This is a genomic window from Peribacillus sp. SIMBA_075 (assembly GCF_046534585.1).
Genome location: NZ_JAWRYN010000073.1, coordinates 1 through 13,843 on the forward strand (window position 1 = coordinate 1; position 13,843 = coordinate 13,843).

At 34.2% G+C, this 13,843-nt stretch carries 16 protein-coding genes; 13 read left to right on the forward strand and 3 right to left on the reverse strand.

The genetic code is table 11. The annotated features are described in order from the left end of the window. Positions 1–158 precede the first annotated feature (158 nt). From SB775_RS26430 to SB775_RS26440, 3 genes are all read left to right on the forward strand, one after another. Entirely contained in the window at positions 159–341 is a 183-nt protein-coding gene (locus SB775_RS26430; RefSeq protein WP_089362780.1) for a hypothetical protein, read from the forward strand. 699 nt (positions 342–1,040) lie between these two features. Continuing rightward, entirely contained in the window at positions 1,041–1,787 is a 747-nt protein-coding gene (locus tag SB775_RS26435; protein WP_410864090.1) for a formylglycine-generating enzyme family protein, read from the forward strand. A gap of 315 nt (positions 1,788–2,102) precedes the next feature. After that, on the forward strand, positions 2,103–2,309 hold the full coding sequence (locus tag SB775_RS26440; RefSeq protein ID WP_410864092.1) for a DUF5316 family protein: 207 nt from the start codon (positions 2,103–2,105) through the stop codon (positions 2,307–2,309). A 529-nt stretch (positions 2,310–2,838) separates the two neighbouring features. On the opposite strand, the gene SB775_RS26445 is transcribed toward SB775_RS26440, so the two are convergent. After that, the gene (locus tag SB775_RS26445; protein WP_410864093.1) at positions 2,839–3,483 is read right to left on the reverse strand and encodes a YczE/YyaS/YitT family protein; all 645 of its coding nucleotides are present in this window, start codon (positions 3,481–3,483) and stop codon (positions 2,839–2,841) included. Between the two features lie 115 nt (positions 3,484–3,598). On the opposite strand from SB775_RS26445, the gene SB775_RS26450 reads away from it, so the two are divergent. The 5 genes from SB775_RS26450 (at position 3,599) to SB775_RS26470 (ending at position 7,186) form a co-directional block, all read left to right on the forward strand. Then, positions 3,599–4,051: a MarR family winged helix-turn-helix transcriptional regulator gene (locus SB775_RS26450; protein WP_410864094.1), complete on the forward strand. Its 453-nt coding sequence runs from the start codon at positions 3,599–3,601 to the stop codon at positions 4,049–4,051. A 21-nt stretch (positions 4,052–4,072) separates the two neighbouring features. Continuing rightward, positions 4,073–4,591, forward strand: coding sequence for a spermidine/spermine N(1)-acetyltransferase (gene paiA / locus SB775_RS26455; RefSeq protein WP_410864096.1), 519 nt, complete (start codon positions 4,073–4,075; stop codon positions 4,589–4,591). Between the two features lie 23 nt (positions 4,592–4,614). After that, the gene (locus SB775_RS26460) at positions 4,615–5,238 is read left to right on the forward strand and encodes an FMN-binding negative transcriptional regulator (protein WP_410864098.1); all 624 of its coding nucleotides are present in this window, start codon (positions 4,615–4,617) and stop codon (positions 5,236–5,238) included. A 317-nt stretch (positions 5,239–5,555) separates the two neighbouring features. Continuing rightward, positions 5,556–6,461, forward strand: a complete 906-nt coding sequence (locus tag SB775_RS26465) for a LysR family transcriptional regulator (protein WP_089365078.1) — start codon at positions 5,556–5,558, stop codon at positions 6,459–6,461. Between the two features lie 137 nt (positions 6,462–6,598). Beyond that, positions 6,599–7,186, forward strand: coding sequence for a LysE family transporter (locus SB775_RS26470; RefSeq protein WP_410864100.1), 588 nt, complete (start codon positions 6,599–6,601; stop codon positions 7,184–7,186). Positions 7,187–7,454: 268 nt separating this feature from the next. Here SB775_RS26470 and SB775_RS26475 read toward each other — a convergent pair whose 3' ends face one another. Next, entirely contained in the window at positions 7,455–8,462 is a 1,008-nt protein-coding gene (locus SB775_RS26475; RefSeq protein ID WP_410864102.1) for an SMI1/KNR4 family protein, read from the reverse strand. Positions 8,463–8,764: 302 nt separating this feature from the next. On the opposite strand from SB775_RS26475, the gene SB775_RS26480 reads away from it, so the two are divergent. After that, complete coding sequence (locus SB775_RS26480) at positions 8,765–8,995, forward strand: hypothetical protein (protein WP_410864104.1); 231 nt, start codon at positions 8,765–8,767, stop codon at positions 8,993–8,995. Positions 8,996–9,270: 275 nt separating this feature from the next. Here the strand turns inward: SB775_RS26480 and SB775_RS26485 are convergent, their stop codons facing one another. After that, positions 9,271–10,506, reverse strand: coding sequence for an IS110 family RNA-guided transposase (locus SB775_RS26485; protein ID WP_410864106.1), 1,236 nt, complete (start codon positions 10,504–10,506; stop codon positions 9,271–9,273). A 342-nt stretch (positions 10,507–10,848) separates the two neighbouring features. On the opposite strand from SB775_RS26485, the gene SB775_RS26490 reads away from it, so the two are divergent. The 4 genes from SB775_RS26490 to SB775_RS26505 all read left to right on the forward strand — a co-directional run bounded on the left by SB775_RS26490 (position 10,849) and on the right by SB775_RS26505 (position 13,582). Further along, the gene (locus tag SB775_RS26490; RefSeq protein ID WP_410864108.1) at positions 10,849–11,391 is read left to right on the forward strand and encodes a GNAT family N-acetyltransferase; all 543 of its coding nucleotides are present in this window, start codon (positions 10,849–10,851) and stop codon (positions 11,389–11,391) included. Positions 11,392–11,587: 196 nt separating this feature from the next. Then, positions 11,588–12,025 (forward strand): GNAT family N-acetyltransferase, encoded by a 438-nt coding sequence (locus SB775_RS26495; RefSeq protein WP_410864110.1) that lies wholly within the window; start codon positions 11,588–11,590, stop codon positions 12,023–12,025. 200 nt (positions 12,026–12,225) lie between these two features. Beyond that, entirely contained in the window at positions 12,226–12,519 is a 294-nt protein-coding gene (locus tag SB775_RS26500; RefSeq protein ID WP_410864111.1) for an antibiotic biosynthesis monooxygenase family protein, read from the forward strand. A gap of 154 nt (positions 12,520–12,673) precedes the next feature. Then, positions 12,674–13,582, forward strand: coding sequence for a PhzF family isomerase (locus tag SB775_RS26505; protein WP_410864112.1), 909 nt, complete (start codon positions 12,674–12,676; stop codon positions 13,580–13,582). Positions 13,583–13,843 lie beyond the last annotated feature (261 nt).

Below are 13,843 nucleotides of genomic sequence, written 5' to 3' on the forward strand. Positions count from 1 at the left end.
AAACTGAACCGCCGTATACCGAACGGTACGTACGGTGGTGTGAGAGGTCGGAGGCTAGGCGCCTCCTCCTACTCGATGTTTATGGAACTAAAGGGGCAGGTTAGTTCAACAATTCATTTGCTTTTTTTGGTAATATGGATAAAGGATGGTGAGGAATTATGAAAAAGAATTATACGGTTTTCTTTTTACTTTTGTTTATTGTAGCTATTTCTAGTGGTATGGCACTTAAAAATTTTTTCGACTATTCTATGATTATTGGAGTTAGTTTAGCGACAGTATCTTTATTAGCTGCTGGGTTTTCGCTTGGAAAAAGGAACAAGGTAAATAATTCATATCATTAAATTGATCGTTAAGCTAACGCGTGCTTTACATCAATAAGGGAGGTTGCTTCAGCAACCTTTTTTATTTTGTGAAGAGATGTATTTAACTAACGGGTGCATTACTTCAATAAGGGAGTTGCTTCGACAGCTTTTTTTCTTATGGGCTAACAGGGCAGTTAGTTTAATTAGTTACACAGTTTAGTCGAACTGTGCGGTAAACATTAATACTCCTTAAGAATAGTAAAAAAGTAAATTAATGTGGTACCGTATTAATTAGTAATATTATCCAAACGAGGAGTGTGTAGAAGAGAATGAACGACGACTAATGCCCTAAATGTAACTCAAACAATATTAAGAAAGGAGCTCTTGGAAACGGATTTAAATTTGTTCAAATGTTTTCCTATGATAATTTAAGGAATAAACCTTCCAAGATTATTTCTTACTATTGTTCAGATTGTGGTTACATACTTAGTTCTTATTTGAAAAACCCATCTAATTTAGATTAATCATCCTATCTTTAGCAATCGGGCGCGTTTATTTAAGAACGCGTCTTTTTTCGTGTATTGGGCCATATTCTTGAATAGACTTCCAAACAAAACTGGATATTTATGTTAATATTGGTATGGAATTGCGAAGAAATACTTAAACAATAATTCTCAAAATATGTCTTAATATGAAATTTGTGTCTAATAACATTAATTCAAGACCTAGGAGAGGACAATGTTAGCTAACTTAAATGACTACTTAAAAGATTTAATGGTGTATATTCCTGAAGGAGAAATCAGCCTACGAGATTTTCGAAACGAGCAAAAATGGATTAGTTCAAACTATAAATTTGGAATGCCGGGTATTAGAAAAAATTTAAAGGAAGTTATTAGGAATGTTGAAATTAAGCCATTTTATCTTGCCAAATATACGGTGACAGAAGAACTTTATGCGATTATTATGGGGGAGAAATTTTTAACAACAACTGAGGCTCGAAAACCAGTTGTTAATGTTTCATGGATAGATGCAGTGAATTTTTGTAATTTATTATCTGATACATTGGGTTATGGCAAGTTTTATGATTTTAATAATGAAAGTAAATCAGTTATTTGCAATTATAATACTAATGGTTTCCGATTACCGACAGATGCTGAATGGCAATATGCATGTAAGGCAAAATCAAAAGGATATCGGTATGGTGAAATTGATGAAATCGCTTGGTATAAAGATAATTCTAACGAACGAGTTCACGAAGTTGGTAAGAAAAAGCCTAATGATTGGGGCTTATATGACATGATCGGGAATATTTGGGAGTGGTGCTGGGACTTATACGATGAAGAGACATTTGGTAATTACAGAATAATTCGTGGAGGAAGTTGGGCAGAAGAAGAACGTGGATGTGGAGCTACTTGTCGTCGAAAGAGTATGCCTGATTTTTATATAGATGATATCGGATTTAGAATTGCTAGATCAATCGTTTAATAATTTGAAATTCTGAATTGATATATACACTGTTGGGAATATAAGGGTGGGCACAGTGTTCATGGAACCCAAAAGACGGTATGAGATGAAAATTTCTCTTAAGCTTTCTAGGATGCTTTTCTGCAATATCTTATGTAAGTAGCTAGAAGGTCCTTAATAATGTTGAACGATCTTCCATTAAGGGCGCGATTCTTGAATAAGGTTCGCTTTCCTTAGGGAACTAACGGGGCAGATTAGTTCCATAAGGAACTTAACGGAAATTAATGGTGTAATATGTATAAAAATACATCAGGGCCTACCAAGGGGGAGTTATTAATGTTTCAGTTTTTTCTTATTGTTGGGATAGTAGGTATTGTTATTTCAGGGGTCTTTATAGGAGCATGGACAGGTGGACAACAACAAAGAGCAAATTTTCATTCTGAAACAACAAAGAATCGTTGCTTTAGAACGAAAATAGCATTAATCTCGGGCCTCATAGCTGTAATCTCTTTGGGTATTTCTGGATTAATATACTTTGTATAATAATACTTTGTTCTTAAACTAGGGGTCTTTACTTCAATAAGGAATGTTGCTGAGGCAGCCTTTTTCTTATGACACTAAGGGGCAGGATAGTTGAAGAGTGCTGTTTGACCTTTGTTCAACAATTGGACCAAATTATGGAGGAAACACGAATACGGTAGATGATGTCAAAGTAATTATTATAGTAAATAAGAAAAAAGAAAAGGAATCATTAATATAAGAATTACACCTGCAACAGTCACGGATATAACTTTAATTAAATCCTTTTTCACTTCTTTTTTCAAAAAAACACCACCCATAACATTTGTCGTTACTTTCAAAAGTCTAAAAATCTATTATAACAATACTATCACCGTTTTAATATTCCTTTTAGGAGTGGTCGTTGTTCCATAATCGGGTGCGATTCTTATTAAAGAATCGCTTTTCTTAATGAACTATCAGGTGCCTTAGCTAGATCAGAGCTGTCTTTAAGGCAGCTTTGCTTTATGGAACTATCGGGGCAGGTTAGTTCATTTAAAAAAACAAAACCATTCTATATGGAATGGTTTTTATTAGTATCATTATTAGGTGATGTACTAGAGTGTGTTACTATCCTGTCTAATACCTTTTTAGTAATTGGCATAAAGTAATTAAGTATGAGCCCCCCTAAACAAACTGTTAATAAAGTTCCAATGCCAATTGGTCCATTGAAAATTATTGCCATTATCAAGAATACGAGGTAAATGAATGTTCTCGAAAAAAATAAATTTGTTCTAGTTAATTCTTGTATGATCAATGTTAAACGGTCAACTGGAATCGGTGCAAAATTTGTGTGTAAATATGTTGCAGTTCCTAATCCTATAGCAACTAAGCCGATTCCAAAACAAACCACTTTGCTGTACCATAGTTCAGGCGTTATCAAGTTGTGCAATAAAAAAAGCCACATATCAATACCAATTCCCGTTATAAATGCTGTTAACAACCCCAAAACTTCTGGTCTTTGTCTTTTTAAAAATGAATTACAACCTATCAATATTAAAGCTATTATTATCTCCCAGCTTCCGACAGTAAGCCCCACATTTATCGACAGTCCTACTAAAAGTGCATCAAAAGGTGAAGTTCCAAGGTCTGATTGTATAGTGAAAGAAATACCAAGGGTTAATATTAAAATTCCTAATACATAAAAAACATATTTCACTTTACTCGACCCCTTTATCATTATTTTTTGTTGCAAATGCAACGAATTTAAGTTAAATTTAATATATATCGTTTTTATTGCACTTGCAACGAAAATACGTACTAAGGAGTTAATTATGAAGGAAATTCTTCGTGAAATTGGAATGATAGCAAGGGCATTAGATTCTATAAGTAATATAGAATTTAAAGAATATGACCTTACAAAAGGGCAGTATTTGTACATTGTGCGAATATGTGAAAACCCAGGAATCATTCAAGAAAAGTTAGCTGAGATGATAAAAGTAGATCGAACAACAGCATCTCGTTCTATAAAAAAACTTGAAATTAATGGATTTATTGAAAAGAAAGAAGATAAACATAACAAAAAAATTAAAAAACTCTTTCCAACAGAGAAAGGGAAAAATGTTTATCCTTTTATAAAAAGAGAAAATGATTATTCCAATAGCGTTGCATTAGAGGGATTTTCCGAAAGAGAAGTAGAAACCATTTTCAACCTTCTTCAAAGAGTAAGAAAAAATGTAGAAAAAGACTGGGAATTTGTAAAAAAGGGAAACAAGAGAAATTATTGATTATATAAAGGAGCGACATATATGACTATTCATATAAAAAAGTGTACCCTTGAAGATTCACGCAAACTTCAAGAAATTAGTTATGAAACATTTAATGAGACATTTAAGCATCAGAACACACCCGAAAATATGAATGCCTATTTGGAAAGGGCATTTAACTTCAAACAATTAGAAAAAGAATTATCAAATACTTCTTCACAATTCTTTTTTGTTTATTTTAATAATGAAGTCGCTGGATATTTAAAGATCAATACCAATGATGCTCAGTCTGAAGAAATGGGTGATGAATCACTTGAAATTGAGAGGATTTATATAAAGGATAAATTTCAAAAACTTGGGCTTGGTAAATGTCTGCAAAATAAAGCAATGGAAATTGCGATGGAACATAACAAAAAGAAAATTTGGCTAGGCGTATGGGAGAAAAATGAAAATGCTATTGCCTTTTACAAGAAACTGGGATTTGTTCAAACGGGAGCCCACTCTTTTTATATGGGTGATGAAGAACAAATTGACTTTATAATGACTAAAACACTAATATAACTACTTTTGAAAGGTGGATTATTATGTATATTCCAAAATATCATAAGGTCACAAATGCTGCTGAAGTTTGGGATTTTGTTCAAAAAAACTCTTTTGGCACGATTGTCACAACAGAACAAGGGAAACCAATTGCCACTCATTTGCCTTTAGGTTTAAATAAAAAAGGTGATGATTACTATATTACTGGGCATATTGCTTATGGAAATCCTCAATGGAGAACAATTGAAACCTGTGATGATGTCCTTGTTATGTTTCAGGGACCGAACGCTTACATTTCTTCTTCTTGGTATGGGCATGAAGAAGTTCCAACATGGAATTATCAAGCCGTCCATGTATATGGTAAAGCAAGCATTTTAGAGAAAGATGAATTAATAGAAGAATTAACAATAATGCTGGAAAAATATGAAAAAAACCGTGAAAACCCTGTTTTATGGGATAAACTTTCTCCTCATCTCTTAGAAAGTGAACTGAAAGGCATAGTTGGATTTAAGATTAAGGTCGAAGAAATTCAGGCTGCTTATAAATTAAGTCAGCACCAAAACGAAACGGATTATATTAACATCATTGATAAATTACAAAATGAAGGGGATCCAAATTCGAAGCAAATGGCGGAACTGATGGAAAAGAGATTAACAAATCACAATTAAGCCCACTTTTATTCAACCCTCAGATGCAAGAATTAAAGAACGGAACAGAGCTGTCAATGGCAGCTTCTCTTCAGATCGTGAAAGATTGTACTTAAACTATCAGGTGCGTTAGTTGAGATCCGGGGCTACCATTTGGTGGCCTTTTTCTTAATGAACTAAAGGGGCAGGATAGTTTAATAGTGGGGTTTAACTTATGAACAACTATTTAACAAAAAAAAACTTCTTGAGGATCCTATAAATTTGAATGTGTTCGATAGAAAAGTGGTAAAATCTATTGTTAAATGAATGATTGGAACTTTGAAAGAGAGGTGTTCAATTTGACTTTACAACAATTAAAATATGCATTAGAAGTAGCAAGCAAGGGATCCATGAATGAAGCAGCAAGAAGTTTATTCATCTCCCAGCCAAGATTATCGAATGCGATTAAGGAATTGGAAAAGGAATTTAAAATTACTATATTCATTAGAACGAATCGAGGAGTTACTGTTACTAATGAAGGAGCCGAGTTTCTGGGTTATGCCAGACAGGTATTGCAGCAGTTTAACATGCTTGAAGAAAAATATTTAAGTGAAAAACCAGCTAAGCAACATTTTTCCATTTCAACCCAGCATTATACTTTTGCAGCCAATGCTTTTGTGGAACTTGTAAAAGAATTTGGGGCTTCTGAGTATGAGTTTACTCTTCGTGAAACGAAAACATATGAAATCATTGAAGATGTTAAAAATTTACGAAGTGAGTTAGGGATTATTTATTTAAGTAATTATAATGAATCTGTTTTATTAAAATTGTTAAAAGAAAGGGATTTGACCTTTTCAGAATTATTTACGGCAAAACCACACGTGTTTATTAGTAAAAGACATCCATTAGCTGACAAAGAATCGATTAATTTGGAAGAATTAGATGACTACCCTTGCCTTTCTTTCGAACAAGGAGAGTACAATTCTTTTTATTTTTCAGAAGAAATTTTAAGTACTAGAAGTGTGAAGAAAAGCATCAAAGTCAGTGACAGGGCAGCTATTGTAAATTTTATGATTGGTCTCGACGGTTATACAATTTCTTCGGGAGTTTTTCCTAAATATCTTCATGGGGATGATATTATTGCTGTTCCTCTTAATGTAGATGAACTTATACGTGTAGGAATAATACAGCATAGAGATGTCACGTTATCGCGACTTGGTGAAATATATGTGGATGCTTTAAAAAAGGTTGAACAGGAATTATAAATGAAAATTTGTCTTCCTATTCAGTTTGTTATAACTTTTAGTTATGTCGGGATATGGCTTTTAAGTATTATGCTATATCCAGGAAACTCCCTTATAATTATGTATGATGATGATTTAAATTGGAGAGTGAATGTTGTATGGGAGTTCAAGTATTGTTTTCATTTGTTATCTACGCACTAATAAATGCTTTTACACCGGGTCCGGGTAATATTCTGGCATTAAATACAATGACGAATTATGGATGGGAAAAAGGAAAGCCTTTATACTTCGGGATCTTTACCGGTTATTTTTTTGTACAAGCGTTATGTGCCTTCTTTATTTTTGGATTAGAAAACTTCATAAATCCAATTATGAATGTACTTACATATGCGGGAGCTATTTATATTTTATGGCTTGCCTATAAGGTTGCAATCAGTAAGCCTGACAATAAAACATCTGACAAACAGCCCTCTTTTTGGATTGGCTTTGTCCTGCAAATTGTTAATGTAAAAATATTTTTATTTGGGATTACCGCATTAACAGGATATATTACACCTTATTACTCATCACTGGGGACGCTTTTATTTTTTGAAATGATCATTGCCACAGTAGGTATGATTGCTACCCTGACTTGGATACTTTTTGGCGGGTTATTACAAAATACATATTTCAAACATTATCGAATAATAAATATTATATTGGCGTTATTACTTTTGCAATGTGCGGTTGCACTTTTACTACATTAAAAAATTAGAGTTTGAAATGTCCTTGATAAATAGATAATTTTCAGATTGTGAAGAAATGTACTTAAAGTAACGGGTGCTTTAGTTCATTAAGACTTACAAAAATGATTGTTTATTTCGGTCAATTTCTTAAGCTCTGTCCTTATTATAAACCATTGAAAAAGCTCTCCGTAATCACGGACAGCTTTTTTGTTTTATCAAGTATCAACATATACCACTGTGACTTAAGAATAATTCGATAGAGAGACTTAGCCAACAGTTAACGAATAGCCTAATAAGCCTTTTTAATATGGCTCCATCCTTCTTGTAACGACTTCCCGTCAATCGTAGCTTGTTCTAATAATTCATCTACCGAATTAAACGACTGTTGTGTATCTGTTTCGTAGTCAGCTAGATGCCATTGATTGGAATCTTCAATAACGTGATAAAGTTTATCTTGAAAAGCAAGACTAATCCTTTCGCCGTTATAGACATCCTCTTTAAGTTGTTCGAAGGAATAGTTCACTTTTTCTAGAATAAGAACTGCCATCATTCGAACATCACTATCGACATCCTTCTTGAAATTTTCTAACAATGAATGGAGAATTTCCTCATCTAATCTATGTGTAAGAGAATTCCAAACACTGGTAGCAACCCAACTTCTTACATTTTCGTCGTGATAATTACTTAAAGTTAAAAGTTGATTTCCAAACCACTTCAAATCCACATCGCCTTGAGCTAGGTCCGGTATAGCATATATTAATTCATCTACATTTTCTTCTTGTATAAACTTTTCAAATTCTTGTTTACTGTATACCCTTACCTCCATTCCCTCAAAATCAAATTCCTCATTTTCAAGGTATAGGTTTTTTAGAAATTCTTCAAAGCTATCCGCGATTTGTATAGTTTGTTCCATATCAACGTCTAAATAAACAATGGGGGGGGCAGAGGTGGCATTGCGGTAATCAAATGCGAGCCAAGTATGACCGTCTCCATTGAATAAAATAAGTCCTTCCGGCAGTTCCCACTCTTTTATGTAATAATCATTTTCAAGTATTCCATTCCCGGCACCGATCCCTTTAATATGTTCCACTATAACAAAAGTTTCACCCCAGACCGTTTGAACAGGAGAAGGATGAGCATTACAGATTGGTTGCCCCCCATTTTGTTGCTTAAGAATAGCAATGTACGAGTTTGGTAACGTTACATTAAATAATTCTTCTGCTTTTTTTATGATTTCGTCTGTTAATGGTTGTAACATATACTCGTCATTACTTGCTTCCCATATACTTTTTACCAAAAAATTCACCTCATAAATGTTTAATTATTATTTATCTGCCGGCTCTTTCTTGTACAAACTTTCCTCGGTTGTTGAAAAACCCTTCTTACATCATACTACAAAAATAAATTTCGAAAACAGCCTTCAATTTTTCTTCCCAAAGCTCCTTGTTTAGCTAACAGGTTCTCTACTTCATTAAAGGAGCTGGTCAGCAGCCCCTTTCCTAATGGAACTATCGGGGCAGTTTAGTTGAAGAAGACCCGTTTGCGATATGGTATAGTTTATTAAGTTCAGTTTGAAGTTTTATAGGGGGAATTTAATGAATGTCAAATAAGTTTAAATATGCAATGGGATTGTTTTTTGAAAAAAAGATACCTAATAAAAAGAATAATTTATTCTTAATTCTCAATTTTGTAAATTTTATTATACTCACGGTTGATTATTTCACAGATATAGAATTAACTTGGTTATTTTTAGTTGTGACATTAGCAATACTTGTACTTTCTTTTTCTATACATATTGATGAACGAAAGTTAAAGATACAGAAAAGGTAATAAATAATTTCTGTACTTGTACTACTATAAGGTGCTTTACTTCAAAATAAGGTTGCTGCGGCAGCCTTTTTCTTAATGAACTAACGGGTGCGTTAGCTGAAGAACGGAGCTGCCTTTAAGGCAGCTTTTTATTATGGAACTAAACCAGCTAATAGTTTGTCAACATTTTTCAATGAACTTAAAATATTTCATGCTATACTAAATTTGCGCATGCCAAATAACCTTCCAATGAACTGTATTTGGAAAGTTTTGTACTATTTAGTTATACTTTTAAACTAGGCTAGATCTTGGAAAATCGAGTTGTTTTGTAATAGTGCATAAATCCAATGTAGAAGCTTATTGGCACATGCTATCACAGCTACTTTAAAGGGCTTTCCTTCTTCACGTTTCTTATCATAGAACCCTCGTAATCTCTTGTTCCGAGGGATGATTTCATCTGTCGTTTTCTTTTTGCGACAATCACGAATGGCACAACGAACGGCCATATATAAGGCATGTCGTAGTCTACCAGAACCTCTTTTGGTAATCCGATTTACTGTGCCTTTAAATTTACCTGATTCAAAGATACTTGGATCGATTCCGGCAAATGCCACTAGTTTTTTAGGGTGATTAAACCGATCAATCTCTCCAATTTCAGAAATAATCGTTGCCGCGATTTTTTTACCGATTCCAGGGATGGATTGGATAATCTTATATTCTTCAATTTCTTTTGCCAAAGCATTTATCTCGTCTTCAAATTTGGATAGGTGCTTTTGGTATTCTAGAAGCATTTTTATATACATCTCTAGGCTTAAAATGTGACTCTGATATAAGGTTCTCTGAAAAGGATTTCGAGCTGAGGCAGCCATAAGTTTCTCTGCCTGTGTATTCGCCCACTTTCTAGAACGACTTGGACAAAGTTCATTAATCCTATTTGCTACAGTTTCTTCATCGACTGCTGTTATGTCTTCAGAAGTAGGGAATTCTAATAGAGTAAGCAAAGAAACAACCGAATACAAATCTCCAAAAACCCCTCTATATTCAGGAAATACTTGATCAAGAACAGCCTGAAACTGTAGTTTTGTTTGTACATAGATACTTGTTATATTTGCGTGTTGTCTTGAAAGATTACGAAGATTTAAGAGTTGTATCCCTCGTTTTTTATAAGGCTCTAAATCCTCTTTATAGTACAGCTCGCAGAGGTGACGTGCATCGATTATATCTGTCTTTACTTTTCGTAAACTAGAGCTCTTCGCACGATAAGAAATGAGTGGGTTAACGATAATTAATAAGTAACCTCTCTCCTCAAAATACTGTACAACGGGCGTATGATAATGCCCCGTAGATTCCAATACAATCGGAGGTTTGATCCCCGATATATTTTCTATTTCTCTCAGAAAGTGAAAGAGTGTTTCTAGTCCCTCAATGGTATGCGTAACTTTAAAACTGCCTTGATAAGGATTCTTCTTCTCCAAGAATGCTTGAACCTGACTTTCACCTTTCGCTACATCCAGACCAACAACTGGATTCATTTATTATCTCCTCCTAAAGAATATTGCCGGTACCCCTTAATCCTTCTAGTAGTATCATAGCTTCGCTTGTTATACGAGATCATAGTCCCAACCAGCCTAATCATGTTTCTACAAGTAGGGGGTGAACTGTTTAGTTGACGGGTTCCAAGCCCCAAGGGCAGGTACGTTCTACCCCGGCTACCGTTATCATATATCGATATAAAAATTGTTCAACCAGAAATAACTGGCTGACCTTTATAATACGAAAGAGGCAGGTTAGTTCCATAATAAACAAGTGATTTATCCATTAATCATATATGGTAATATACAAAATAAACCAATAGAAAAATTAGGGGGATGAGTATGTTCTTACATAAGATTGATGAGGAGTTATCATTGAAACTGTTAGAATTAAAGGATGCAGAAAGAGTTTTCGAAATAACAGATCAATCCAGAGAATATCTACGAGAATGGCTTCCTTGGCTGGATAATACAACAAAACTTGAAGATACAAAAGGGTTCATTAATATGTCTTTAAAAGGTTTTGCTGAAAACAAGAGTGTCAATACAGGTATTATGTATAAGGGGCAAATTGTTGGTGTAGCAGGTTATAACCAAATAAATTGGTCAAATAAAACTGCATATATTGGTTATTGGATCGGAGAAGAATATCAAGGAAATGGAATTATGACAAGAGTAGCTAAGGCATTGACTGATTATGCATTTAATGAATTGAAACTAGATAAAGTTGAAATTAGGGTTGCTGTGGAGAATAAGAAAAGTAGAAGGATTCCTGAAAGATTAGGTTTTGTTAATGAAGGTTGTATCAGACAAGCAGAATGGTTGTATGACCATTATGTTGACCATATTGTTTACGGTATGTTAGTTAAGGATTGGAATAAGTAGTAATTCATACCTTAATGAATTAACGAGTGCGTTAGTTGAGATCCGGAGCTGCCATTTGGTGGCTTTTTTTGCTTAATGAACTATAGGGGCAGTTTAGTTGAACAAGAAATCAAAGTAATTATAGACTTTGGAAGAAGAATATTGGGATATTATGCTAAACTTTATAAAAGGATATTGAAAGGACTCGACATTATTAATGGATATTAGAAAACCTAACGATTCGGAACTCAAAAAGGTTATGTTACTTTCTCCACAAGCTGTATTTGATGGCACATTGGGTGAAGTAAAACCTACAAATGAAAAAATCAAACATCTTGTTGAACCTCTATTGGAAAAGGGAAGCTATTATTTAATAGCAACAGAGATGGATAAATTAATGGGATGGATTCTTATAGGGGCAAGTAAAGATCAATTTACTGATAAGATGAGTGGATTTATTTATGAACTATTTGTTATAGAAGAATTTAGAGGGAATGGAATTTCTAAACGGTTAATGAGAACTGCCATTGACCATTTAAGACAAGATGGATACTCTGAAGCCCGCCTCAGTGTATTTGCAGAGAATCAAGCTATTGAACTGTACGAAAAAATGGGATTTAACATTAGGGCAGTTACTATGAGTTTGCCATTATAAGCAACGGCTTCTTTCACTAATGGTTGCTTTACTTCAATAAGGGGGGTGCTACGGCAGCCTTTTTCTTATGGCACTAAAGGGGCGTTATGAAATCCTGCGAATAAGAGAGCATTCGAGAGATATTCGCATCAAACTGAGGGAGTTCAACAAAAAGTCATTAAAAAAGAGTAATGTTATACTTTTGAAAAGGGGGAAATTAAATGATATTGGAAGCTGTTATGCTACAAGTTAAGGAAGGTATGGAAGCAGAATATGAAGAAGCATTTCGTGGGGCATCAGAAATTATTTCTTCAATGAAAGGGTACATATCTCACGAATTACAGCGATGTATGGAAGTTGAGGGGAAATATTTACTACTGGTGCAGTGGAAAACATTAGAAGACCATACAATTGGATTTAGACAATCCAACGAGTATCAAGAATGGAAAAAGAAATTACATAATTTTTATGACCCATTTCCAACAGTTGAACATTTTGAGAAGGTTAAACTTTAATAGTTGTTCTTGAACTAACAGGTGCAATAGCTCTTTAAAGAGCTGTGACGATCACTCTTTTTCTTGTGGAGCTAACGGGGTAATTTTTAATATAGTAAGAATTATAGATAGTATAAAGGACCGAAAATTCACTATATTAAAGGTGGGAAATGACATGGCAAGAAAGTACCGATTATATCAAATTGATTCATTTACGAAAGAAAAATTATCAGGTAATCCTGCTGGTGTAATTACCAATGCAGATGGGCTATCTTCGGATGAGATGCAGAGGATTGCTAGAGAGCTTAACAATTCGGAAACGGCATTTATATTTAAATCAGACAATAGCGAATCTGATGTACATATTCGTTTTTTTACGCCTACTCATGAGGTTCCAATCTGTGGACATGCGACGATTGCTGCCCACTATGCTCGTGCAGTTGAAAATAGTTTAAATACAGGTAAAGTTTATCATAAAACTGGTGCCGGCATTTTACCAGTCGATGTGATTAATGAAGGTAATGATTACAAAATTATAATGACCCAGGGTAGTATAAGTTTTGATGCGGTGATTGATGGTCTAGCTTTAGAAAACATATTTACAGCTTTCAATATTAGTGAAAATGATTTATTAGAAGATTGTCCAGTACAAATCGTTTCTACCGGGCATTCCAAGGTGATGATTGGAATTAAAAATTCGGAACTTCTTCACCGATTAAACCCTAATATGGATTTACTAACAAAAGTCAGTGGATTAATTAATTGCAATGGTTTCTATGTGTTTACGATGAATGCTCCCGACTCCGAAATCTTAATTCATGGAAGAATGTTTGCTCCAGCAATTGGTATTAACGAAGACCCTGTTACAGGTAATGCGAACGGCCCTTTAGGTGCATACTTAATACACCATAGACTTGTCAAACATGATAATACTTTATTTAGTTTTAAAGCAGTGCAGGGCGAAGCTATAAACCGGGCGGGTGTCATTGATGTTCAAGTGAAAATTTGTAATCAGGAACCAGAGGAAGTAAGGATTGCGGGAAATGCTGTAATCGTATTTAAATCCGAGTTATTACTGGAATAGCCATTCAACTTGCGTTAGCTTAACCTGGACCATATAAATATTATTGTAGCGTATTTAGATTTGTGCCCTTAATAACCTTACAACTACCTCGAGGATGAGTGAATAATTCCTTGTTACAAATACTATTAGTTTTCTTCTTTCAATAAGAAAGGTTGCTGAGGCAGCCTTTTTCTTATGGCACTAACGGGGCAGTTTAGTTGCCTAAGGCGAACATGTCATTTTTGTCGTTAAAAATAAAATGTGGAGGAACAAATGAACTGG

Bases quoted from the DNA above. Each gene is read 5' to 3' on its own strand.
- SB775_RS26430 (WP_089362780.1), top strand. From the start codon at position 159: ATGAAAAAGAATTATACGGTTTTCTTTTTACTTTTGTTTATTGTAGCT.
- SB775_RS26435 (WP_410864090.1), top strand. From the start codon at position 1,041: ATGTTAGCTAACTTAAATGACTACTTAAAAGATTTAATGGTGTATATT.
- SB775_RS26440 (WP_410864092.1), top strand. From the start codon at position 2,103: ATGTTTCAGTTTTTTCTTATTGTTGGGATAGTAGGTATTGTTATTTCA.
- SB775_RS26450 (WP_410864094.1), top strand. From the start codon at position 3,599: ATGAAGGAAATTCTTCGTGAAATTGGAATGATAGCAAGGGCATTAGAT.
- paiA (WP_410864096.1), top strand. From the start codon at position 4,073: ATGACTATTCATATAAAAAAGTGTACCCTTGAAGATTCACGCAAACTT.
- SB775_RS26460 (WP_410864098.1), top strand. From the start codon at position 4,615: ATGTATATTCCAAAATATCATAAGGTCACAAATGCTGCTGAAGTTTGG.
- SB775_RS26470 (WP_410864100.1), top strand. From the start codon at position 6,599: ATGGGAGTTCAAGTATTGTTTTCATTTGTTATCTACGCACTAATAAAT.
- SB775_RS26480 (WP_410864104.1), top strand. From the start codon at position 8,765: ATGTCAAATAAGTTTAAATATGCAATGGGATTGTTTTTTGAAAAAAAG.
- SB775_RS26485 (WP_410864106.1), bottom strand. From the start codon at position 10,506: ATGAATCCAGTTGTTGGTCTGGATGTAGCGAAAGGTGAAAGTCAGGTT.
- SB775_RS26490 (WP_410864108.1), top strand. From the start codon at position 10,849: ATGTTCTTACATAAGATTGATGAGGAGTTATCATTGAAACTGTTAGAA.
- SB775_RS26495 (WP_410864110.1), top strand. From the start codon at position 11,588: ATGGATATTAGAAAACCTAACGATTCGGAACTCAAAAAGGTTATGTTA.
- SB775_RS26500 (WP_410864111.1), top strand. From the start codon at position 12,226: ATGATATTGGAAGCTGTTATGCTACAAGTTAAGGAAGGTATGGAAGCA.
- SB775_RS26505 (WP_410864112.1), top strand. From the start codon at position 12,674: ATGGCAAGAAAGTACCGATTATATCAAATTGATTCATTTACGAAAGAA.